The sequence below is a fragment of the Oikeobacillus pervagus genome (assembly GCF_030813365.1).
GTDB lineage: Bacteria > Bacillota > Bacilli > Bacillales > DSM-23947 > Oikeobacillus > Oikeobacillus pervagus.
In genome coordinates, this window is the sequence record NZ_JAUSUC010000044.1 from 1 (window position 1) to 23463 (window position 23463).

The 23463-nt window shown below is 37.2% G+C and carries 20 protein-coding genes, 16 tRNA genes and 2 rRNA genes; 31 read left to right on the top strand and 7 right to left on the bottom strand.

The genetic code is table 11. The annotated features are described in order from the left end of the window. The 18 genes from J2S13_RS13585 to J2S13_RS13670 all read left to right on the top strand — a co-directional run. Positions 1-168 (top strand): 23S ribosomal RNA (locus J2S13_RS13585); the annotation flags it as partial. A 135-nt stretch (positions 169-303) separates the two neighbouring features. Next, positions 304-420 (top strand): 5S ribosomal RNA (rrf, locus tag J2S13_RS13590). Positions 421-427: 7 nt separating this feature from the next. Beyond that, a tRNA-Asn gene (locus J2S13_RS13595) sits at positions 428-502 on the top strand. Between the two features lie 3 nt (positions 503-505). Continuing rightward, positions 506-597 (top strand) — tRNA-Ser (locus J2S13_RS13600). Between the two features lie 10 nt (positions 598-607). Further along, positions 608-682: transfer RNA gene (locus J2S13_RS13605), tRNA-Glu, on the top strand. Between the two features lie 67 nt (positions 683-749). Further along, positions 750-825, top strand: a tRNA-Val gene (locus tag J2S13_RS13610). A gap of 19 nt (positions 826-844) precedes the next feature. Next, positions 845-918 (top strand) — tRNA-Met (locus J2S13_RS13615). Between the two features lie 5 nt (positions 919-923). Continuing rightward, positions 924-1000 (top strand) — tRNA-Asp (locus J2S13_RS13620). Positions 1001-1022: 22 nt separating this feature from the next. Next, a tRNA-Phe gene (locus tag J2S13_RS13625) sits at positions 1023-1095 on the top strand. 6 nt (positions 1096-1101) lie between these two features. After that, a tRNA-Thr gene (locus J2S13_RS13630) sits at positions 1102-1177 on the top strand. A gap of 12 nt (positions 1178-1189) precedes the next feature. Then, a tRNA-Tyr gene (locus J2S13_RS13635) sits at positions 1190-1274 on the top strand. A 3-nt stretch (positions 1275-1277) separates the two neighbouring features. Next, a tRNA-Trp gene (locus tag J2S13_RS13640) sits at positions 1278-1348 on the top strand. Positions 1349-1360: 12 nt separating this feature from the next. Then, a tRNA-His gene (locus J2S13_RS13645) sits at positions 1361-1436 on the top strand. A 10-nt stretch (positions 1437-1446) separates the two neighbouring features. Then, positions 1447-1518: transfer RNA gene (locus J2S13_RS13650), tRNA-Gln, on the top strand. A 3-nt stretch (positions 1519-1521) separates the two neighbouring features. After that, positions 1522-1593 (top strand) — tRNA-Gly (locus J2S13_RS13655). A 7-nt stretch (positions 1594-1600) separates the two neighbouring features. After that, positions 1601-1671, top strand: a tRNA-Cys gene (locus J2S13_RS13660). Positions 1672-1678: 7 nt separating this feature from the next. Beyond that, positions 1679-1760: transfer RNA gene (locus J2S13_RS13665), tRNA-Leu, on the top strand. 315 nt (positions 1761-2075) lie between these two features. Beyond that, positions 2076-2615: a DUF6241 domain-containing protein gene (locus J2S13_RS13670; RefSeq protein WP_307258322.1), complete on the top strand. Its 540-nt coding sequence runs from the start codon at positions 2076-2078 to the stop codon at positions 2613-2615. Positions 2616-2813: 198 nt separating this feature from the next. On the opposite strand, the gene J2S13_RS13675 is transcribed toward J2S13_RS13670, so the two are convergent. Next, a complete protein-coding gene (locus J2S13_RS13675) occupies positions 2814-3185 on the bottom strand; it encodes a VOC family protein (protein WP_307258323.1) in 372 nt (123 codons plus the stop codon). Between the two features lie 267 nt (positions 3186-3452). On the opposite strand from J2S13_RS13675, the gene J2S13_RS13680 reads away from it, so the two are divergent. The 3 genes from J2S13_RS13680 to J2S13_RS13690 all read left to right on the top strand — a co-directional run bounded on the left by J2S13_RS13680 (position 3453) and on the right by J2S13_RS13690 (position 5823). Further along, complete coding sequence (locus J2S13_RS13680) at positions 3453-4883, top strand: YcdB/YcdC domain-containing protein (RefSeq protein WP_307258324.1); 1431 nt, start codon at positions 3453-3455, stop codon at positions 4881-4883. Between the two features lie 79 nt (positions 4884-4962). Beyond that, the gene (locus J2S13_RS13685) at positions 4963-5127 is read left to right on the top strand and encodes a hypothetical protein (protein ID WP_307258326.1); all 165 of its coding nucleotides are present in this window, start codon (positions 4963-4965) and stop codon (positions 5125-5127) included. Between the two features lie 51 nt (positions 5128-5178). Further along, positions 5179-5823: a transglutaminase-like domain-containing protein gene (locus J2S13_RS13690; RefSeq protein WP_307258327.1), complete on the top strand. Its 645-nt coding sequence runs from the start codon at positions 5179-5181 to the stop codon at positions 5821-5823. A 157-nt stretch (positions 5824-5980) separates the two neighbouring features. Here the strand turns inward: J2S13_RS13690 and J2S13_RS13695 are convergent, their stop codons facing one another. After that, a complete protein-coding gene (locus J2S13_RS13695; RefSeq protein ID WP_307258329.1) occupies positions 5981-6391 on the bottom strand; it encodes a DUF1259 domain-containing protein in 411 nt (136 codons plus the stop codon). Between the two features lie 273 nt (positions 6392-6664). On the opposite strand from J2S13_RS13695, the gene J2S13_RS13700 reads away from it, so the two are divergent. From J2S13_RS13700 to J2S13_RS13740, 9 genes are all read left to right on the top strand, one after another. Continuing rightward, entirely contained in the window at positions 6665-7486 is an 822-nt protein-coding gene (locus J2S13_RS13700; protein ID WP_307258330.1) for a basic amino acid ABC transporter substrate-binding protein, read from the top strand. A gap of 66 nt (positions 7487-7552) precedes the next feature. Further along, positions 7553-8209 carry an amino acid ABC transporter permease gene (locus J2S13_RS13705; RefSeq protein WP_307258331.1) on the top strand — a complete coding sequence of 219 codons (657 nt, stop codon included), beginning with the start codon at positions 7553-7555 and terminating at the stop codon, positions 8207-8209. Then, on the top strand, positions 8206-8928 hold the full coding sequence (locus tag J2S13_RS13710; protein ID WP_307258332.1) for an amino acid ABC transporter ATP-binding protein: 723 nt from the start codon (positions 8206-8208) through the stop codon (positions 8926-8928). Before J2S13_RS13705 ends, J2S13_RS13710 begins: the two co-directional genes overlap by 4 nt. Positions 8929-9215: 287 nt before the next feature. Continuing rightward, the gene (locus tag J2S13_RS13715) at positions 9216-10568 is read left to right on the top strand and encodes an amino acid permease (protein WP_307258333.1); all 1353 of its coding nucleotides are present in this window, start codon (positions 9216-9218) and stop codon (positions 10566-10568) included. A 206-nt stretch (positions 10569-10774) separates the two neighbouring features. Next, positions 10775-10848 (top strand) — tRNA-Gly (locus J2S13_RS13720). A 216-nt stretch (positions 10849-11064) separates the two neighbouring features. After that, positions 11065-12195, top strand: a complete 1131-nt coding sequence (queG, locus tag J2S13_RS13725; RefSeq protein WP_307258334.1) for a tRNA epoxyqueuosine(34) reductase QueG — start codon at positions 11065-11067, stop codon at positions 12193-12195. A 50-nt stretch (positions 12196-12245) separates the two neighbouring features. Continuing rightward, entirely contained in the window at positions 12246-13103 is an 858-nt protein-coding gene (locus J2S13_RS13730) for an amidase domain-containing protein (protein ID WP_307258335.1), read from the top strand. A 67-nt stretch (positions 13104-13170) separates the two neighbouring features. After that, a complete protein-coding gene (gene trmL / locus J2S13_RS13735) occupies positions 13171-13650 on the top strand; it encodes a tRNA (uridine(34)/cytosine(34)/5-carboxymethylaminomethyluridine(34)-2'-O)-methyltransferase TrmL (protein ID WP_307258336.1) in 480 nt (159 codons plus the stop codon). A 459-nt stretch (positions 13651-14109) separates the two neighbouring features. After that, the gene (locus tag J2S13_RS13740; RefSeq protein WP_307258337.1) at positions 14110-16005 is read left to right on the top strand and encodes a PrkA family serine protein kinase; all 1896 of its coding nucleotides are present in this window, start codon (positions 14110-14112) and stop codon (positions 16003-16005) included. An 81-nt stretch (positions 16006-16086) separates the two neighbouring features. On the opposite strand, the gene J2S13_RS13745 is transcribed toward J2S13_RS13740, so the two are convergent. After that, on the bottom strand, positions 16087-16410 hold the full coding sequence (locus tag J2S13_RS13745; protein WP_307258338.1) for a YbjQ family protein: 324 nt from the start codon (positions 16408-16410) through the stop codon (positions 16087-16089). Positions 16411-16765: 355 nt separating this feature from the next. Between J2S13_RS13745 and yhbH the strand changes: the two genes are divergently transcribed. Next, on the top strand, positions 16766-17935 hold the full coding sequence (gene yhbH, locus J2S13_RS13750; RefSeq protein WP_307258339.1) for a sporulation protein YhbH: 1170 nt from the start codon (positions 16766-16768) through the stop codon (positions 17933-17935). A gap of 83 nt (positions 17936-18018) precedes the next feature. On the opposite strand, the gene J2S13_RS13755 is transcribed toward yhbH, so the two are convergent. The 4 genes from J2S13_RS13755 to J2S13_RS13770 form a co-directional block, all read right to left on the bottom strand. Next, a complete protein-coding gene (locus tag J2S13_RS13755; protein WP_307258340.1) occupies positions 18019-19410 on the bottom strand; it encodes a peptide MFS transporter in 1392 nt (463 codons plus the stop codon). A gap of 368 nt (positions 19411-19778) precedes the next feature. Further along, complete coding sequence (locus tag J2S13_RS13760; protein ID WP_307258341.1) at positions 19779-21074, bottom strand: NCS2 family permease; 1296 nt, start codon at positions 21072-21074, stop codon at positions 19779-19781. A 281-nt stretch (positions 21075-21355) separates the two neighbouring features. Beyond that, on the bottom strand, positions 21356-22354 hold the full coding sequence (locus J2S13_RS13765) for an inorganic phosphate transporter (RefSeq protein ID WP_307258342.1): 999 nt from the start codon (positions 22352-22354) through the stop codon (positions 21356-21358). Between the two features lie 13 nt (positions 22355-22367). Continuing rightward, positions 22368-22988: a DUF47 domain-containing protein gene (locus J2S13_RS13770; RefSeq protein ID WP_307258343.1), complete on the bottom strand. Its 621-nt coding sequence runs from the start codon at positions 22986-22988 to the stop codon at positions 22368-22370. Positions 22989-23463: the final 475 nt, after the last annotated feature.

The following is a 23463-nucleotide window of genomic DNA, read 5'->3' on the forward strand; positions in this document are numbered from 1 at the left end:
GGAAGGGATAAGTGCTGAAAGCATCTAAGCATGAAGCCCCCCTCAAGATGAGATTTCCCATAGTTTAACTAGTAAGATCCCTGAAAGATGATCAGGTAGATAGGTTCGAGGTGGAAGCATGGTGACATGTGGAGCTGACGAATACTAATCGATCGAGGACTTAACCAATTATTCAGTAGGTTATTGATGGATATGAAAATGGGTTACTTCGAGTTTATGCTACTACATTTATCTAGTTTTGAGAGAATAATTTCTCTTGCTTTTATTATAGAAAATGTTATAATTACATTGTCTTTTTAATAGTCTGGTGGCAATTGCGAAGAGGTCACACCCGTTCCCATACCGAACACGGAAGTTAAGCTCTTCAGCGCCGATGGTAGTTGGGGGCTGTCCCCCTGCAAGAGTAGGACGGTGCCAGGCGAATCATTCCGCAGTAGCTCAGTGGTAGAGCTATCGGCTGTTAACCGATCGGTCGTAGGTTCGAATCCTACCTGCGGAGCCATAAGGAGAGCTGTCCGAGTGGCCGAAGGAGCACGATTGGAAATCGTGTAGACGGTTAACGCTGTCTCAAGGGTTCAAATCCCTTGCTCTCCGCCATAATATGTATGGCCCGTTGGTCAAGCGGTTAAGACACCGCCCTTTCACGGCGGTAACACGGGTTCGAATCCCGTACGGGTCACCATTAATTTTAGTTTTCCATAGTAATTGAAATATTCCAAAAACACATCCAATTGTATATCATTTGCATCGGAGGATTAGCTCAGCTGGGAGAGCACTTGCCTTACAAGCAAGGGGTCGGCGGTTCGATCCCGTCATCCTCCACCATACATCATATTCATATCGTCGCGGGGTGGAGCAGTTCGGTAGCTCGTCGGGCTCATAACCCGAAGGTCGCAGGTTCAAATCCTGCCCCCGCAATTATTGGTCCGGTAGTTCAGCTGGTTAGAATGCCTGCCTGTCACGCAGGAGGTCGCGGGTTCGAGTCCCGTCCGGACCGCCACTTAATACATAATGTATTAGTTGGCTCAGTAGCTCAGTCGGTAGAGCAAAGGACTGAAAATCCTTGTGTCGGCGGTTCGATTCCGTCCTGAGCCATATTTTGCCGGCCTAGCTCAATTGGTAGAGCAACTGACTTGTAATCAGTAGGTTGGGGGTTCAAGTCCTCTGGCCGGCACCATTTTAATATTTTGGAGGGGTAGCGAAGTGGCTAAACGCGGCGGACTGTAAATCCGCTCCCTATGGGTTCGGCAGTTCGAATCTGCCCCCCTCCACCATTTAGGGGCATAGTTTAACGGTAGAACAGAGGTCTCCAAAACCTCCAGTGTGGGTTCGATTCCTACTGCCCCTGTTTTATATTATGGCGGCTATGGCGAAGTGGTTAACGCATCGGATTGTGGCTCCGACACTCGTGGGTTCGATTCCCACTAGTCGCCCCATATTAATTATTGGGCTATAGCCAAGCGGTAAGGCAACGGACTTTGACTCCGTCATTCGTAGGTTCGAATCCTGCTAGCCCAGTATGCGGAAGTAGTTCAGTGGTAGAACACCACCTTGCCAAGGTGGGGGTCGCGGGTTCGAATCCCGTCTTCCGCTCTTATATGGCGGCATAGCCAAGTGGTAAGGCAGAGGTCTGCAAAACCTTTATCACCGGTTCAAATCCGGTTGCCGCCTCTAATATGCCGGTGTGGCGGAATAGGCAGACGCGCACGACTCAAAATCGTGTTCCTTCGGGAGTGCCGGTTCGACCCCGGCCACCGGTATCTTATAATACTAGTAAGACTAAGGCTTCAACAGCAATGTTGGAGTCTTTTTTGCGTTCTTTTGAAAGGATAAAAATAATCTAAAATCGAATGCATAGGGGAGGTTGTTGTAGGAAGAAGAATTATTAGAAGAAGAGCTGAGTATAATTAAAAAGAGAAAACTGATGGTGATAAACATTTTAAAGTCTGTTATCTAAATGAAAATTCCTTTTTGCTGCCATCTTATTAATCTTTATAAAAGTAATTGAAAGTATATGATAAAATAGTCATATAGCCCTATTTTTGGTAATGTTGATATTATTCCTGGAGGAAACCATGGAGAAAAAAATAGTCATTATCATAACGACAATGGTTACTTTAATATTATTTATTGGTTTAGTATCCGTACTAATTTTTCAAAATTTCAGTTCTTTAGCAGAGGATTCGAATAGTTCTCGAGTTGGTGAAGGTGTTCATTCTGTAGAATCCAGCCAGGATCAGTCTGAAGAAGTCGGGGGAGTTATTCATTCAATCCAAATTAAAGGGGATTCTACTCAAGATGAAATCGTTTCAATAATGCATAAAATGACTCATCAAAAAGTGGTGGCAGATGAAAAATGGGGAGCTATTAAGATGGAACCAAAAACCATCAACGAAGTTTACTCGGTTATTGAATCTAGTAATTTTAACGATAAATCTGCTCTTTTAGCAATCGCAAAGAAATGGAAAGCGGGGGACTTTAGCGATGTAGATGCTGATCACAATTATTTCTGGGACCTTCAAGGTGGCAACGTTGGGAAAGCTACGGGATTAATGAGCGAAGAAGAGGAACAGAAATTTATTGAAAATAACTTTAAAAATCATGGTAAGGAGTAACATTTAAAAAATGGTTTATTATTTTCATCAAGATGTCGTAAATCAGGTTGATAAGAAAATCAAAAAAATAATTCAAAGTCAACTTGAACAGTGTATCTTCGGCCATTCTGTTATATCAAGGTTTTTTGCCGAGTTCCCCTGCGAACGTTGACTTTATTCCATGATTATATAGTTTTCTTGTAACGTTCTATCTATTTTTCATCGGTGTTGATCTATAAGTATGAGATTACCATCCGGATCTTCAAGTGTGAAATGTGCTGGTCCTTCAGTTAATTCATCTGCTTCAGTAAGTATTTCAATTCCTTTTTTTCTAAGCTGTTTTTGTAGTTCTCTTACGTCCGTAAAGGAATCGAGGTTTTCGGCTTCTTGACTCCATCCTGGATTGAAAGTTAGAATGTTCTTTTCAAACATTCCTTGGAACAGTCCAATTATGCAATTTTCATTCTTCATAATTAGCCAATTTTGAGTAATATCACCTCCAAAGACTTGAAATCCTAGGTTTTCGTAAAATGACTTTGAAACATTGATGTCTTTTACATTTATACTTACAGAAAATGCGCCTAGTTTCATATTTTCTCCTCCTTAAAAAAATTCGTATATTTCATATTGGCTAATAACTTTTTATTGAGTCAAGTATAAAGGAGTACTTTGAAATACACAACTCTTACCAAATGTTATCGGTGGACGAACTTAAGGACGGAATATTACCTAAGTAGTCCCCGACACTCAAGCTATTTTGTTAAAGCGGGAAGGGCCGTTGTAAAAATCTTTTTATCATAAAGAAAATCGAATTAAAGTGTAATATGAATCATGATCGAAACTTAGAGGAGGGCTAGCATGCTAAAAGAAAAATTAAAGAAACGGGCATTATCGATGGTCGACATACCTAATTATTTTCAACCCATCCTAGAGGAATATTTTGAGGGGGAAAATGGAGAAGGGGAGGCAATGTTTTCTTGGGGAAATGAAGAACAAAATGAAGGCATTACTATTAATCTAGATCTTGCCGGTAATTTGATAGGTTTAACGATTGACAAGAAGGATCATAATCCCAATGTGATCTCTTTAAATATAGAAGAAAGAAGAGAACGAGCTGAACAATTCTTCATTAGTCAGTATCCAGACGCATTAAAAGATTTAACCTTATATCAAACAAAAAAACTTTCGGATACATATCGTTTTTACTATAGCCAAATCGTAATGGATTTACCGCTTGGTCAAGGTGAGTGTTTTATTGATATTGACCGTACAGGAAATATTGTTAAGTTTAAATATAAAGATGTAAAACAGCTACCTGAAATAAAAACTCCGTTGATTTCAAAAGAAAAACTAATTAAACATGTACAGAATAAACTAGAGTTTCAGTTAAGAATTGCAAATTTATATACTAATCTTCATGATGTAACAGAAGATGCACTGCGCCTAGTGTATGTGCCAAGTCCTTCTTTTATGAAATATAAAGCAGACGTTTTGGAACCAACTTTAACGATTAGCCATGAAGAAGAGGAACTTCAAAATTTTGTCTCACTTCCTGCTCCGACAAGTACGATCGTACACAATGATTTATCCATTGAAGAGATTATTGGAATTACAAAGAGGATGGAAGTCATTCGTGAAGTTGATATGGGGGAAGATGAAATGGGCATTGTATGGCGTGATAAGGATTGGGAGATGAAGGGAAGAGATCTATCTATGAAGGGTCTTTTCAAGAGACATTCAAAAGATACAGTTACGGCCATAATTTCAAAGAAAACGGGTAAAATCAAAAGTTTTATTTGGTTTTTTGAGCGAAATGGCAATCTTGATCTTAGTCGAGAAGAGTGTTTTCCAAAGGCTATTAATATTTTACAAAAGATCTTTCCGAATTATTTTCAGTATTTACAATTGTTTGTCACAGAAAACGAGGAAGAAGAACATGATAAGGAATCCTTTGAATTCCGTATGCATAATGGGCATGGAATCCCAATTCATTTAGAATTTGTTCGGGTTGCTGTCAATCGAAAAACCGGACAAATTGATTATTATAGTGGACCGATTGTCGAGATGAAACAACTGAGTCAGATATCTGCTGAACCAGCAATTTCTAAAAAAGAAGCATGTGATATATTTATCAATCATTTGGATTTTAAATTAGAGTGGAACAAAAATTATGATAGTGAACCAGAATCCCATACTCTTGTTTATCAGGCGTATAATAAACATTCTGGAACCCCTATTCGGTATATTGATGCCATGACAGGGGAAGTTATTTCTGAAAAAGAATATTAACATAAGAGAATCAATTAAATTAACTCCAACTGGAAAATGGAGACGAATCGCTGAGTCTTTGGATTTGAAGGATTATTCATTGGGCAATTGGAGGAATATGGAGTCGATATTAGCTATTGGATCAGCAGTACTATTCGTCATTCTTATGTTAGGAGCTATTTATGCTCATATTTTCCGAGCTCATCAATCTATTTTACAATGGCTATCCTTGCATGAATTAGCCACATCGGTTGTATATTTATAAACAAAATGTTGTTATTATGTAAAAATACACTTGGAATGGAGATTGAAAAGGATGGAGATCATTGCTGAGTCTTCGGATTTGAATGAATATTTGAAGGAATTAGATGTGGTTAATTTTTCTCATCCTTTGATTAAGGAAATGGCGGCTGAATTGTTTGGTGATGAACAGTCGGAAATAGAGAAGGTCAAGGTCGCTTTTGAATTTGTAAGGGATCAAATTGCCCATTCTTGGGATATTCAGAGTACGAAGGTTACTTGTAGGGCATCAGATGTTTTAAAATATAAAGAAGGCATCTGCTACGCAAAATCGAATTTATTGGCTGCATTTCTTCGATCACAAGGGATCCCAACAGGATTTTGTTATCAACGTCTCATGATCTTTGATACACCAGATAAAGGGTTTTCCCTTCATGCGTTTAACGCGGTTTTCCTTCGTTCTTTAAACCGATGGATTCGCATAGATGCTCGCGGTAACAAGCCTGGAGTACATGCTGAATTTTCACTTAATGAAGAAATCTTAGCATTTTCAGTTCAAGAAAATTTGGGTGAAAGAGATGATCCTATCATTTATTTCGAGCCCAACTCTAAAACGATTTCTTGTTTAGAACAAAATTCAAATTTATTAGAATTGTATACATGTCATTTACCCGATTATTTATCCCACCATAACGGCAGTAAAACCCCCACCTTAAAATGATTTGGAAACAAAGTTTCCAAAGAAATTTGTACTTTTCGTATCCTTTAATCGTCTCATCCTTTTATTTACAAATTTTAAAAAAGAATCGATATCATTTTTTACTGGTATACAAAACCGCATCATCCAAAAGATGCGGTTTTGTAGTGGTCATCATTCATTATGATTTCAACACTCGAAAAGCAGATCTGATTTTTCGAGCAAAATCAAGAGGGGGTTCTATTGATTCGAAATGCATATACATTGCTCGTGGTTCGTCGAATAGCCAATGGTTATGGATGGCGGTTACGATTATATCTCGTTTTCTAAGCTCTGTTAATAATGGATTAATTTCCTTCTCAAGAAGGACGGTTTCACCTAGATTTAAGGCATTTCCCTTTCGATCTAGGTTTTCAAATGTAAAAAATTGAGGTAAGACTAGTGGAGATCTTGTTTCACGTCCAAGAATGGTAAAGTCAAGATCACGAAATCTTTGTACAAGGCACACCCCATTTTCATCTAAGCTTCCAATTCCATCGAGAATTCGAGCAAATTCCCGACAGAGAAATTTTCGATCATTCCAGCTACCCATCATATTTCCTCCTTAAATGTTCATTTGGACAAAGCTGCCCTTATGACTAAAATATGCTGAAGTGAAAAAAATGAATGTGATAAAGATGGAGGATTTACGTTCAAATGAGGTAAAAATAAGGATACGAATGATGAAAATAGGGGTCTACCCATTCAAGAAATATTTCAGAGATATTAATAAAATAGATATTTTTCAAAAAATATATTGTAAAAGTACTAGATTCAGTATATTATTTTAGTAATAACTAATAAAAATAAGGGTGGTTGTATATTTATGAAAAAGATAGGGGTTAAGATTTCGGTCTTTATGATGCTTAGTTGTCTGTTAGTGTTGGCCGCATGTGGAAATAAAGAAGAAAAGAGCAGTACGGACGGGAATGAAAAGGGGAAAACGTTAATTGCTGGTACGAACGCCGCATTTGCTCCATTTGAATATATGGACAAAGGAAAAGTAACAGGATTTGATGTTGATTTAGTTGAGGCAGTGGCAAAAGAAGCTGGATATAAAGTAGAAGTAAAACACGAGGGCTGGGACGCAATGCTAGCAAATCTTCAAAGTAAACAATCTGATCTTGCTATTGCAGGTATTACAATGAATGATGAGCGTAAGAAAACGTATGATTTTACAAAACCTTATTTTGAAGCAACGAACATGATTGTCGTGAAAAAGGAAAGCGACATAAAAAATGCTTTAGATTTAAAAGATAAAAAAATTGGAGTACAGAATGGAACAACTGGACAAGAAGCTGCTGAAAAGATATTAGGAAATAACAATGGCAATATTGCCAAGTATAAAAATATTACGATTGCATTTATGGCCTTAAAGAATAATGAAGTAGATGCGGTTGTCATCGATAATGTGGTTGGAAATGAATATGTGAAAAATAATCCGAAAGAAAATTTAAAAGTAGTTATGGATAAGGAAAATTTTGATTCAGAGTTTTATGGAATGGCTTTTCCTAAAGGAAGTAAATTGACAAAGGAATTTGATCAGGCATTCCAAAAGATGATAGATAACGGAACATATGCTGAAATTTATAAAAAATGGTTTAAGGAAGAACCAGATATGGAATCTTTGAAAAAAGCTGAAAAATAAAGTGAGACTTTCATGAGGAGGGAAGCGAAAGCCTCCCTGCCATGAATCATGTAAAGGAGTAAAATGATGGACTTTCAGTTCAATATTATTCAAGAATATTTACCCTTCTTTTTTAAGGGAGCTCTACTAACGATTGGCTTATCGCTAATCGGAGTGATCATGGGGCTTATATTAGGCCTATTGATTGGACTCGGAAAAATGTCAAAAAACAAATGGGTACGTTTTCCTTTTACTGTATACATAAACTGCATAAGAGGGACCCCTTTACTTGTTCAAATATTAATTATTCATTTCGGAATCATGCCATTATTTATGTCCCCAGTTAATCCAATTGCTTCTGCTATTGTAGCTCTTTCATTAAACTCATCTGCCTATGTTTCAGAAATATTCAGAGCAGGGATTCAATCTATTGATAGAGGGCAAATGGAAGCAGCTCGTTCACTTGGAATGAATCATGTCCAAGCTATGAGGCATATCATTTTACCCCAGGCTTTTAAACGAATGATTCCTCCACTTGGAAATGAATTTATCGTTCTATTGAAAGATTCTTCACTTGCATCCATTATCGCGGCGCCAGAATTAATGTATTGGGGGCAAGCGGCACAGGGTGAATATTACCGTGTTTGGGAGCCTTATATTTGTGTGGCCATTATCTATTTAGTGCTGACCCTTTCATTAACCTATTTATTGAATTATATCGAAAGAAAGTTGGAAAAATCATGATAACAGTTCAAGGACTTAAAAAGAAATATGGAGACGTAGAAGTATTAAAAGATATTTCTATTGAAATTAAGCCTCAAGAAGTAGTGGTGATTATTGGTCCATCTGGGTCTGGAAAATCAACATTTTTACGTTGTTTAAACATGTTGGAGTCGATAACAGATGGTCATGTAATGATTGAAAACGAGGATCTTACAAATAAAAAAACCAATATAAATAAAATCAGAACAGAAGTAGGAATGGTTTTCCAACATTTTAATTTATTTCCTCATAAAACCGTTTTAGAAAATATTACTTTATCCCCAATAAAAGTGAGAAAATGGGGGAAAGAAAAAGCCGAATCCAAAGCAATCGAGCTTCTAAAAAAGGTTGGACTTGAGGATAAAGCCAATGTTTATCCTGATTCGTTGTCTGGGGGACAAAAGCAACGTGTGGCGATTGCAAGGGCTCTTGCGATGGAACCAAAAGTGATGTTGTTTGATGAATCTACATCCGCATTAGATCCTGAAATGGTTGGAGATGTTTTAGAAGTAATGAAACAGCTAGCAAAAGATGGAATGACGATGGTTGTCGTGACACATGAAATGGGTTTTGCACGTGAAGTGGGAGATCGTGTCGTATTTATGGATGGTGGCTACATCATTGAAGAAAACTCTCCACAGGAACTTTTTTCAAACCCTCAAAATGAACGTACAAAATCATTTTTAAGTAAAGTCTTATGAAACAGTAGGAAATGGCTGTTTCTTTTTTTTTCGCCTTTTAAAGTGTAAATTGCTCTTGCCACAGTTGCATACTTGTATATGAATTAGTTATAAAAAATAAGAAATGAGAGAAAATATATTTTTAAAATAATATTGCAATTAAAAAAACGATATTGTAAAATTCAAATGCAGGACAGATTGATAACGCTTTCAATACAAGTGTCAGTCAATTTTGTTAATTCAGAAAATTATATCAAAATATTATATCCTAATATACAAAGATAGGATGAATGTAAGGGGAATGGAATATGGAAAATAAAGAACTACATCGGGGATTGGAAGAGCGTCATATTTCATTAATGTCACTTGGAGCATGCATAGGGGTTGGTTTATTTTTAGGATCTGCTTCCGCTATTGAATTAGCGGGACCTGCGATTTTAATCGCTTATCTTGTAGCGGGATTCGTGATGTTAATCATTATGAGAGGTCTCGGAGAAATGGCTGTAGAAAATCCTGTTGCAGGGTCCTTTAGCCGATATGCGCAAGATTATCTTGGACCGCTTGCTGGATTTATTACAGGTTGGAATTATTGGTTTTTATGGGTTGTTACATGTATGGCTGAAATTACAGCTGTTGGTGTATATATGAAGTTTTGGTTTCCGACCGTGGCTCCTTGGATTTGGGCATTAACCGCATTAGTCTTAATGACTTTAATTAATTTAATTGCCTCAAAAGCTTTCGGAGAATTTGAGTTTTGGTTTGCCTTAATTAAAATTGTCGCGATTATCGCCATGATTATCATAGGGTTAGGAATTATTTTATTTGGTATTGGAAACGGAGGAATAGCTACTGGGATAAGCAATTTATGGGAACATGGTGGCTTTGCTCCCAATGGAATCAAAGGAATTATGCTATCCATGCAAATGGTTATGTTTGCTTATTTAGGAATTGAGATGTTAGGGGTTACAGCTGGTGAAGCAAAAAACCCAGAGAAGTCGATTAGTCGTGCTGTAAATACCGTATTTTGGCGAGTTTTAATTTTCTATTTTGGGGCATTATTTGTCATTATGTCCATCTATCCATGGGATGAAATCGGGACACAAGGAAGCCCATTTGTTTTGACATTTGAAAACATTGGAATTAGACAAGCTGCTGGTATTATTAACTTTGTTGTGTTAACTGCGGCACTATCTAGTTGTAATAGTGGGATTTTCAGTAATGGTAGAATGTTATTCAATTTGGCAGAGCAGAATCAAGCTCCAAAGGCCTTTAGTAAAGTAAGTAAGAGTGGGGTACCAGCTATTGCGATTTTATCCACAGCGGTTGTGCTATTAATTGGGGTTGTTCTCAATTACATTGTACCTGAAAAAGCTTTCGTGTATGTGACAAGTGTTTCAACATTTGGAGCCATCTTAACTTGGATGATGATCTTGTTAGCACAAATCAAGTTTAGAAAAAAACTAAGTAAAAAAGAAGTAGCTCAATTAAAATTTAGAAATCCATATTATCCAATAGGCTCGTATTTTGCTATAGCTTTTTTATTGTTCGTTGTTGTGCTACTAGGCTTGTCACCTGACACAATGGTCGCCCTTATTGTGGGGCCGGTTTGGCTAATTGTCCTTATCATTGTCTACTATGCCTCGGGAATGCACAAAAGTTAAAACAATATAAAGGTAACAAAAAGATGGATATGAGGATCAACGATGTTGAATGGGGATTCACTTCATTGGGGAAAAGAGTTTTTCTTTTCCTCCTGAAGTGAAATCATGCCTATTTTCGACAAAAATTTAAAGAAGGTGTTGACAGAATGGGGGAAAAGAAGTACAATAAAAAAGTCGATTCGACAAGAATATACTTAATTCAACATGCGGGTGTAGTTTAGTGGTAAAACTACAGCCTTCCAAGCTGTTGTCGTGGGTTCGATTCCCATCACCCGCTCCATACATAGTGATCAACGCAGTATTTTGTTCAATAGAATAAAGTATTGCGTTTTTTATATTTTTAAGACAAAATGACAAATAGAATTTAATAATGCAAACTTGACTCATAAATAAATGATGATGGAAGATCCCAACTGTGCAGGCTGATTTCAGCTAATGATCTATAGTCACTTACAACAGGAAAAACATATGGATTCGATTTTGAAAGGTGATCGAAATGGATTATACACAATTAAAAAAAGACATTATCAAATATAGTCAAAAGATTGGAATTGATAAAATCGGTTTTGCATCAGCGGATCCCTTTATAGAACTAAAAAGTCGCTTAATCCGCCAACAGGAACTTCATTTTCAATCGGGCTTTGAAGAAAAGGATATTGAAAAGCGAGTAGATCCCTCGCTAATCTTTGATAAACCCCAATCTATTATTGCAATCGCCTTGGCCTATCCTTCAAAACTAAAGGAAGCCCCTAAAGGGAAGAAGGGGGAAAGAAGAGGAATCTTTTGTAAAGCCTCATGGGGAATAGATTATCATCAGATATTGAAAGATCGGCTAACTAAATTAGAAGATTATATTTCTTCTAAAGTTCCTCATGCCCGCTTTAAATCAATGGTGGATACAGGAGAATTAGTTGATCGGGCTGTTGCGGAAAGAGCGGGAATTGGTTGGAGTGGAAAAAACTGTTCAATTATTACCCCTGAATTTGGCTCCTATGTGTATTTAGGCGAAATGATTACGAATCTTCCATTTGAAGCGGATCAGCCGATTGAAAATCAATGTGGTACTTGTCGGAAATGCCTTGATGCTTGCCCAACAGGTGCACTCGTTCAAGGGGGACAATTAAACTCCAATAGCTGCATTGCCTTCCTAACTCAAACGAAAGATTTCCTTGCCGATGAATTTAAGGAGAAATTAGGAAATCGTTTATACGGTTGTGATACTTGTCAAACGGTATGTCCTAAAAATAAGGGGATCGACTTTCATTTTCACGAGGAGATGATTGCGTCTCCTGAATTGGCCAAACCTTTGTTGGAGCCTTTATTAACTATTAGCAATAAAGAATTTAAACAAAAGTTTGGAGTTGTTTCTGGATCTTGGCGTGGAAAAAAGCCGATACAAAGAAATGCGATTATCGCTTTGGCTCATTTTAACGAAGAAAGTTCTCTGCCCATTCTTATTCAAGTGATGAAGGAAGATGTGCGCCCAGTTATCCGCGGAACCGCAGCGTGGGCGATTGGAAAAATTGGTGGAATAAGAGCGAAAGAAGCGCTTTCTGAAGCTAAGGGGAAGGAAAAAGATGAAACGGTTCAACAAGAAATCCAAAAGGCAGAGATCATGCTTCAATAGTGTTTCTCCTCATGTTTCCTGCATAAAGTGAACATGAGGAGGGATTTTTTGTGCGTGATCAATTACAAAAATATTTACAAGCAAGATTAGACCAATGTGTACAATCAAGAAATCCAGATGTATGTGATAAAATGAAAAAAAAGCTTCAATTAATGGAAAAGAGAAATGTTGAAATTGTTAAAGTAACTGGAAAAGGAAACATAATGGAGAATTACGATGACAATGAAATAACGTATCTTTTGCATTTAAATTATGTAATAAAGGATCATGATCTATTCTATATTGAAGAAGAAATCGAGAGAAGAAGGGCGAGTTTTCATAAGAATATTTTAGTAAAAGATGAAGAAATATGGGAAGTAGAGGGGGGGCCTCTTGAATGGGAACTAGAAAAAGACCAGGAGAATGAGCGGGTTCCTTTTATATATAATCGATTGAAGGCCGTCCAATATGCGGAACGATGGTGGAATGATTATAATCCTGCTTATAAAAAATTTGATGTGGATTGTACCAATTATATTTCACAATGTCTTCATGCAGGGGGAGCTCCAATGCGTGGATATCCGAATCGAAATAAGGGCTGGTGGATGAGAAGCAATAATTGGAGTTTCAGTTGGTCTGTTGCCCATGCTTTTCGTTGGTATTTAGGGACATCAACAGTGGGGTTACGGGCTAAAGAAGTGAGTACACCAGAGCAACTACAATTGGGAGATGTCATTTGCTACGACTTTCAAGGAGACGGAAGATTTGACCATACAACGATTGTAACAGGAAAAGATGCGAACGGAATGCCCCTTGTGAATGCCCATACGTCGAATAGCAGATTACGCTATTGGAATTATGAAGATTCAACTGCATATACACCAAATATTCAATATAAATTTTTTACGATTGTCGATGATCCATCATAAAACCGTGTTCAATTGAAAAATGGTATAATATATTATTATTCAGAGTTTAAATTAGAGGTGAAGAAATTTGTCTATACATGTCGTACTATATCAACCAGAAATTCCAGCAAATACTGGAAATATTGCTAGAACTTGTGCCGCTACCGACACAACTCTTCATTTAATACGACCTTTAGGTTTTTCAACAGATGATAAAATGCTAAAACGTGCCGGTTTAGATTACTGGAAATTTGTGAATATCATTTATTATGACTCCATTGAAGAGTTTGCTGAGAAAAATAAAGATGGGGAGTTTTATTACATTACGAAATTCGGAAAAAAACACTATTCCTCCTTTGATTTTTCTAATACAGAAAAACAACACTACTTCATTTTTGGTCGTGAAACAACAGGGTTACCAAAAGATCTTTTAGTGAAAAATAAAGAACATTGTTTAAGGATTCCAATGAATGAGGAAGACCATGTTCGTGCTCTTAATTTATCCAATACTGCGGCCATCCTAGTTTATGAAGCACTTCGTCAACAACAATTTCCTGGTTTACATTAAGATTCATCTTAATTATTCTGTTTTATACATGAAAAAGGCGCTATCCTATTTGGGTAGCGCCTTTTTCATCATTATGGACCCCGACTGTTAACTCCCCTTTTAAAGGGCGGAATACAGTCTGTTTTCCTTATTTATTTGTACCAGGTTTATCCTCATAACCAGATGTAAAGATTGCTGTTAGGAATGCAAGTATGACTCCAATAACAATAAGTGTATTCATAGTAGCAGCCTCCTTTTGATTAATATGTACCAATGTGAAGTTTTCACTTATCCTATTATATCTTAAATTTTACAGGAGAGGAACGTTATTTTCAATGGAAAGACAAGTAGGCTGAGGAAGTTTCTTTTTTTGTCAAAAAACAATGAATGTTGAATTAAGTATACGTTTTTAGCATGTTCAGTTGTTAGAAGGCATAGATTATATTAATCGTCTCGCAAAAGAAAGAGGGGGAGGCATTTATGGATATTTTAAAAAAGATCGAGCAACATCGCGAAGCTGAGGAAAAGATGAAATGGGAAGGGACATTTGCCGATTATTTAAATATTATTAAAGAGAAGCCATGGGTTGCTCAATCAGCACATTCAAGAGTATACAGTATGATTAAAGATGCCGGTGTGGAAGAGATAAATGGAAAAAGAAAGTATAACTTCTTTAGTGGTGAGTTGTTTGGTTTAGAGGAAGCGTTAGAACGGTTAGTGGAAGAGTATTTTCATCCAGCTGCCAAGCGCTTAGATGTTCGAAAGAGAATTCTACTGTTAATGGGGCCAGTTAGTGGTGGGAAATCGACATTAGTGACCCTGCTAAAAAGAGGGCTTGAAGCTTATTCTTACACAGATGCCGGGGCTGTCTATGCTATCAAAGGTTGTCCGATGCATGAAGATCCCCTCCATTTAATTCCACATCATTTACGAGAGGATTTTTATCGGGAATATGGCATAAGAATTGAAGGAAATCTATCTCCATTAAACATGATGCGTCTTGAACAGGAATATAGTGGCTGTATTGAAGATGTATTAATTGAACGAATCTTCTTCTCAGAGGATAAACGCACAGGAATAGGTACCTTTAGTCCATCCGATCCGAAATCTCAAGATATTGCCGATCTAACAGGAAGTATTGATTTTTCAACGATAGCAGAATATGGTTCAGAATCTGACCCGCGTGCTTATCGATTTGACGGGGAATTAAATAAGGCCAATCGTGGGTTAATGGAGTTTCAAGAGATGTTGAAATGTGATGAAAAATTCCTTTGGCATCTGTTGTCTTTAACGCAGGAAGGGAATTTTAAAGCGGGTCGCTTTGCCTTAATCTCTGCAGATGAATTAATTGTCGCGCATACAAATGAGACAGAATATCGCTCCTTCATTTCAAATAAAAAGAATGAAGCCTTGCATTCTCGGATTATCGTCATGCCTATTCCATATAATTTAAAAGTGTCAGAAGAAGAAAAAATTTACGAAAAAATGATTCGTGAAAGTGATGTTTCCGATGTCCACATAGCTCCTCATACACTTAGGGTTGCAGCTATGTTTACAATTTTAACCCGATTGAAAGAACCAAAACGTGGAGATGTCGATTTAATTAAAAAAATGCGCCTTTATGATGGAGAAAATGTTGAGGGATTTAATTCCGCTGATTTAGATGAGTTGATGAAAGAAAATCAAGATGAAGGAATGAGTGGGATCGACCCACGTTATGTTATCAACCGAATTTCCTCCACTATTATTCGAAAGGAAGTTCCGTCTATTAATGCATTAGATGTTTTACGTTCTTTAAAAGAAGGGCTTGACCAGCACCCCTCCATTACAGAAGAACTTCGTGAACGGTATTTGAATTTCATTTCATTAGCACGGCGAGAATATGATGATATTGCGAAGAAAGAAGTTCAAAAGGCATTCGTCTATTCCTATGAGGAGTCGGCTAAAACGTTAATGGATAATTATTTAGACAATGTCGAAGCCTATTGTAATAAATCAAAACTGCGTGACCCATTAACAGGTGAGGAAATTAATCCAGATGAAAAACTTATGCGTTCAATTGAAGAGCAAATAGGGATATCAGAAAATGCTAAGAAGGCATTCCGTGAAGAAATTTTGATTAGAATTTCCGCCTATGCACGTAAAGGAAAACGATTTGATTATAATTCACATGACCGTTTGCGTGAAGCGATTCAGAAGAAACTATTTGCAGATTTAAAAGATGTCGTCAAAATTACAACATCCACCAAAACACCTGATGAGCAGCAATTGAAGAAAATTAATGAAGTGGTTGCTCGTCTCATAGATGAGCATGGCTATAATTCAACATCCGCCAATGAGTTGCTGCGTTATGTTGGAAGCCTTCTAAATCGATAAGACTGTCGCTTTTTGACAGTCTTTTCTCTTTAAGAAAAATCGTCAATGGATAAAGAGCGATTCCATTGACGATTGTCTTGATCATTCTTTTTCGGTTAAAAAAACAGCTGTCCCTGTAGCTACACACATCATCATCCCTTCACGTAATGTTTCAAAATCTAAATCAACGGCAATGACAGCATTTGCCCCTAGTCGACGTGCTTTTTCCTCCATTTCCCGAATGGCAATTTCTCGACCTTCTGATAGCTTATTTTCATAAGATGTACTACGACCGCCGATAACATCTGTAACAGAAGCTAAAAAGTCTCGTACAACATTTGCTCCCATAATGGCCTCTCCGGCAACAATCCCGTAATAACGCTCAACTTTCTTTCCTTCCACTTGATTTGTCGTAGTGATGAGCATACTAAGTCCCCCTCAAATTATATTCTACCCCTAACCAGTAAGGGCAGTGAGAATAGATATTACCAATATAATGATGCCTCTTAATATACGGTTTATGGTAGGGAAAAGTTTCCTCTATTAATTATTTATTTTAAAGATGTAGCTAGTAAAATCAGAGCTTGTCCAAAAAAGAACGACAACCTTAATATAAGTTGTCCCATTATCATAGGCTTTTGACCATTTATCGAAAGAATTAGTAAATTATTTAATGTTTTTGCATAGGATAAAGTAATCAACCTCTTTTTTTATATAAAATAAGTCAACATATTGTATGCGAAGAAAGGAAAAATGTGAAGAAAATTAAGGAGGGGAAAAAATGAGTCAAAGTGATAACCATCAATTTGTTATTTCAAATGAAGATTGGTCCCTCCATCGCAAAGGACATGATGATCAACAACGCCATAAAGAAAAAGTTCAGGATGCCATTCGAAAAAACCTACCTGATCTTATTACGGAAGAAAATATTATTATGTCCAATGGCCGCGATGTTGTAAAAATCCCCATTCGTTCACTAGATGAATATAAAATTCGCTATAATTATGATAAAAATAAGCACGTTGGGCAAGGTGAGGGAGACAGTCAAGTTGGTGATGTCGTTGCACGAGATGGATCGGCGCAACAAGGGCCAGGGAAAGGCCAAGGGGCCGGCGATAAAGCAGGCCATGATTATTATGAAGCAGAAGTATCCTTAATGGATTTAGAAGAAGCCCTTTTTAAACAATTGGAACTGCCAAATTTGAAAAGAAAAGAGCAAGATGTGCAGACTGTAGAACAGATTGAATTTAATGATATTCGCAAAACAGGTCTTATGGGGAATATTGATAAGAAGAAAACCATGCTTACTGCTTTTAAGAGAAATGCCATTGGAGGAAAACCAAAGTTCCATCCTATTTATCCTGAAGACTTAAAGTTTCGTACATGGAATGAAGTGATGAAGCCAGATTCAAAGGCTGTTGTTATTGCGATGATGGACACGAGCGGATCGATGGGGGTTTGGGAGAAATATATGGCACGCAGTTTCTTCTTTTGGATGACAAGATTTCTCCGTACTAAATATGAAAAAGTAGATATCGAATTTATCGCTCATCATACCGAAGCAAAAGTCGTAACAGAGGATGAATTTTTCTCGAAAGGGGAAAGTGGCGGAACGATTTGTTCATCTGCTTATCGAAAGGCATTAGAAATCATTGAAGATAAGTATCATCCTTCTCGTTACAATATTTATCCATTTCATTTTTCCGATGGGGATAATCTCACCTCTGACAATGTCCGCTGTGTAAAATTAGTGGAGGAAATTATGAAAGTGTCGAATATGTTCGGATATGGTGAAGTCAATCAGTATAATCGCCATTCAACCCTCATGAGCGCCTACAAACACATCAAGAACGAGGAATTCCGTTATTATATCCTAAAACAAAAAGCAGATGTCTTCCATGCAATGAAGAGTTTCTTTAAGAAGGAAAATGAATCAAAGGCATTTGCTTAGTTAAGTAGAACAATCCCCGCTAAGACGGGGAATTTTTTTGTATAAAAAGACGCCTCATGACGAGACGTCCTTTTAGTAGTCTATTAATCCATCATTTTCACTAGCTTTTTAGATAGTGTTAATAGGATTAGTCCAAGTACGGTTGCAACTCCACCAATTAAGGCGAAAACCTCTAGATACCCTAATGATTGAGTGAAAGTTCCTAGATATCCCGCTAAATAGTTGGCAAAGCCGGAACTAGTTAACCAAACCCCCATTAATAATGAAGCAAGTTTCACTGGTGCGATCCGACTCACTAAGGAGAGCCCTACAGGTGATAGGAATAACTCACCAAGTGTATGGAATAAATAAGTCATAATGATAAACATAAGATTAGCTTTATGGACAACATGATCAGGATCACTACCTGTTTGTAATGTTGCAATGATTAAAAATCCAAACCCTAATCCTAATAAAATCATCCCCATCGCCATTTTAGTTGGAACAGGTAAATCTCCGCGTTTGCTCTTAGAAAGTTTCAACCATAAAGCAGAAACTAAAGGAGCAAGCAAGACGATAAAGGCTGGGTTAACAGATTGGAACCATGAAACCGGAATGGTCCAACCGAAAATTTCCCGGTCGATAAATTTTTCAGTATAAAGTGTTAAAGAAGCACCAGCCTGTTCAAAACCAGCCCAGAAGAACACTACGAAGGCTGCTAAAATAAAAATAACAGCTGTTCTTTGTTTTTCCTTTTTGGTTAAAGGGGCTGTATGTTTATTTCCAGCTTCATCTTTACTAGGTGCACCAACTGGTTTTTTTCCGATATCACCCAAATATCGATTTCCTAATAAATTGAAAATAATTTGACCAATAATCATTCCAATAGAAGAGACTAAGAAACCATATCGATACCCATATTCAGTTATCCCATTCACTGTTTGCGCTAATAAATCTTCAGAAATATATCCTATTATTAGTGGAGAGAAGAAGGCTCCAATATTAATTCCCATATAGAAGATGGTAAATGCGGCATCTCGTCGAGGATCATTGTCACCATATAGTTCACCGACAAGTGTCGAAATATTTGGTTTAAAGAAGCCGTTTCCGATAATAAGTAAGGCTAATCCTAAATATAAGAAAGTTTCAGATTGATTTGAAAATAAAACAAAGTTCCCGATCGCCATTGTAATCCCACCAAGAGTGATGGCTAATCTTCTACCTAAAAAACGATCGGATAAATATCCACCAAGTAAAGGCATAAAGTAGACGGTTCCAGTAAATATCCCGTAAATTAACATGGCGGTCTTATTATTCATTCCAAGTCCGCCTTCAATAAGAGACTTCGTTAAATAAAGAACAAGAATCGCTCTCATTCCATAATAACTAAAACGTTCCCACATCTCAGTTAGAAACAATAAATAGAGACCAGGGGGATGTTTTTCCTTTTTCTTTGAATGTAATGGCAAATGTTGCTCATCCGTTGTTGCACTCATTTTTACTTCTCACTCCCAAAATCTTTGAAATTGTCGCAACTATGTTAATATAATAGTGAAAAAATATTTATTATACAACTATTGTAAAAAAAGAAATATTATTTAGAAAATATTGAATAGAATAATAAAATCAAAAATGAGAGCGTTAGGACTGATATAATCATCTTTACATAATATTTACTTGTTAAAAAAAGGGTTTAGATTTTAAAAGAAAAAATATTCAAACTAATTTAATTTATGATAAAAGTATATATTCTGTTATTTAAAAATAATGGTATTCGGTGAATCTATAGACCTTCCACTTTTAAATTTTTAGCAAAAAAAGATGTCCGACCGCATCAGTCAGACAACTTTTTATAAAGGTTTGGTTAATGTGGTAAAAAAGCTAGCTGATAGAAGAATAAAACAGCAAATACATAGACGAGCGGGTGGACTTGTCTCCATTGGCCTTTAAAAACTTTCAACAAAGGGTAAGAGATAAAGCCTAGTGCGATCCCTGTTGAAATACTAGATGTCAGTGGCATGGTTAAGACGACGAGAAATGCTGGAAAAGCTTCATCAAGATCTTTCCAATTAATCTTAGCCACACTTTCCATCATTAAACATCCCACTATTATAATCGCTGGAGCTGTTATAGCCGGAATTCCAGAAACCGCTTGAACTAATGGACCAAAGAAAGCCGCAAAACCAAATAGAATGGCGACAGTTACCGCAGTTAATCCTGTTCGTCCTCCAGCGGCTACCCCGGCAGATGATTCAATATAAGCGCTTGTTGGGCTTGTACCAAATACCGAGCCAAAGGTAGTCGCAACGGAATCGGCTAGCAACGCCTGTCGTACGCGCGGCATTTTCTTTCCTTTCATTAATCCCGCTTGTTCTGCCACCGCAATCATCGTTCCAGTTGTATCAAAAATCGTGACTAACAAGAATGAAAACACAACGGCATATAATCCATGTTGGATCACATCTGAAAACGCTGTAATCGGATTATCGATGATCAAATCTGGAATAGAAGGAGCAGATACAACTCCCTCGGTAAACGAAAGTTGTCCAGTAAAATAGGCAATCAGCCCTGTTAAAATCATTCCGATGAATAAAGCACCATTTACATTCATCACCATCAAAATTAAAGTGATCGCAAGGCCAACAAAGGCGAGGATCGCTGTTGGACTGTGTAAATCGCCAAGAGCCACTAGATTTTCCTTATGATCGGCAATAATGCCTGTTTGTCTTAATCCAATAAAAGCAATAAAAAGCCCGATCCCTGCGGTAATGCCATATTTCAAATTATCGGGAATCGCTTCTATAAGTTTTTGCCGGAAAGATGTTAGGGATAAAATTACAAAGATAATTCCAGCAACAAATACAGCTGAGAATGCCGTTGTATAGTCAATATGATGACCACCCACAACGGAAAAAGTAAAATAAGCATTTAATCCCATTCCAGGAGCAATTCCAATGGGATAATTCGCGAAAAGTCCCATCCACAACGTCCCGATAATGGTCGCAATGATCGTAGCGATAAAAACTTGTTCGAAAGGAACTCCAGCACTATGCAAAATAATAGGGTTCACCACTACAATATAAACCATTGTTAAAAAAGTTGTGATTCCAGCGATAATTTCTCTATTAACGTTCGTTCCGTTTTCCTCTAATTTAAACATCATAGAACCTCCAAAAAATACGAACAATAAAAAATCACAATGAATATAATATTCGTTTTTATCATAAATAGCAATATTTTAATAAAAATAGGAATGTCCAAAAAATGGAACATTCCTTATTGCTTTATCCCGACTTAACGGGCAGTAAAACCTCGACCTCAAAATGATTTGGCAACAAAGAAGATAGGTGGAGGATCATTGCCCCTAAAGGTCCGATAAGGCCAACTAACATTCAGTGGGGGATGAAGAAAACCCTCACTGAATGAAGCCTCACTTTATCGTTAAAGGAAAAGATTTAATAGAAAATAGGATAATGCCGCGATAGCTGCAGAAATGGGAAGGGTAATGACCCAAGTAATAATCATGCGCTGGGCTGTTCCCCATTTTACCCCTTTAATACGATGTGCAGATCCAACTCCCAATATGGAAGAGGAGATCACATGTGTAGTACTGACTGGAAGATGGATATATGTCGCCCCGAAGATAATGAGGGCGGAACTTAAATCAGCAGCTACTCCATTAACTGGGCGGATTTTCATTATTTTTCCGCCGACTGTTTTAATGATTTTCCATCCTCCAATTGAGGTCCCTAAACCCATAGCTGTTGCACAAGATAATTGAACCCAAAAGGGAATATCATCTGTTGCATGGTAATTATTTGCAATTAAAGCCATTGTAATAATTCCCATTGCCTTCTGGGCATCGTTCGTTCCATGTGTATAGGATTGTAATGCAGCGGTAGCGATTTGAATGGTACGAAATCTCTTATTTGTTTTAGGTAAATTATTTTCTTTAAACACGACTTTAAAAATACTATAAATAATATATCCGATTACGAAAGCGATTAATGGAGATAGAATAAGAGCTTCGATAATTTTTACAAAACCTCCATAATTTATAGCAGCAAAACCAGAAGCGGCGATGGCTGCGCCCGCGATTGAGCCGATAATAGCATGTGATGAACTACTAGGAATTCCAAAGTACCATGTAATTAAATTCCAAAGGATAGCGGAAATTAAAGCGGCTAAAATCACGATCGAACCATTTTCAAGTGTAAAGGGATCCACAATATTTTTCGTAATGGTTTTTGCCACACCTGTAAACGTCATCGCACCTAAAAAGTTCATACAGGCGGCCAAAATAATCGCATGGCGGGGCTTTAGGGCTTTCGTTGAAACGGATGTAGCAATAGCATTTGCTGTATCGTGAAATCCATTGATAAAGTCGAATACCAAAGCAAATACAACAATTAATACAGTAATAGTCAATAAAGAATCCATAATTAAAGGCCCCTTATGCGTTTTTCATGATGATTTGTTCAAGAGTATTGGCCACTTCTTGACAATAATCAGCAATGTCTTCTAAGTTTTCATAAATTTCTTTCACTTTAATAATACGAATAGGATCTTTTTCAACAGCGAATAAATGTTTAATGGATTGACGTAATACGCCATCGCACATTGTTTCATATTCTTTAATTTTGATGGCATGTTGACGAATATTCAGTAATTTTTTGGACGATAGTAGCGCAACGGCTTTTTCTATTTCCACCGCACAATGACGGACAGCATCGACAAATTTCCTCATATATTCGTCAACATGAACGACGGAATACATTTCAAAAAGTGCAGCACTTTCCTCTAACCCGTCGAGAACATCATCCATAGACATGGCTAAGGCTAATATATCTTCTCTTTCAATAGGGGTAATAAAGACATTATTTAAATCTTTAATGACCTGATGAATATATGTATCCCCTTTTGTTTCGTATGCTTTCATTTGTTCAGAGAAGATTTTCAGATCGCCGGCGTTATTAAGCTGATATTCAGCGAAATAATCTGCACTTTCTTTTAAGTTTGTTGCAATGTCCTCAAGCAAGATCATGAATTTATCTTTTTTATGTTTAAATACCATTATTGAAGACCCTCCTATTTTTAGAGAAAAAAATACCAAACAGAATTATTTTATCTTAAAAGTGAGAAACATTAAAGATGTTGTCGAAAATTGCATGAAAAATTTCGAATGATCTCCTAAAATTAGGATGTAATTAATGAAGGGTGAAACACTATTTTTTTTAGAGTAAATGCCTTATTTTCAGTCGAAAACTGCGAAATCCGTACGCCAAACCTGTGATGCCTTCGCATTTGATCGTCCAGCTCCAGTGCCTATCATCTAGCGTATTTCTCCGTCTTTTCCCTACGATAAGTCAACATCAACTCGCAAAATCCCCTCGCTCTCGTTTCCTTTATCTCAGTCAAAGACTGCGAAATCCGTACGCCAGACCTGAGTCGCTCCCGCATTTGATCGTCCAGCTCCAGCGCCTATCGTCTAGCGTATTTCTCCGTCTTTTCCCTACGATAAGTCAACATCAGCTCGCAAAATCCCCTCG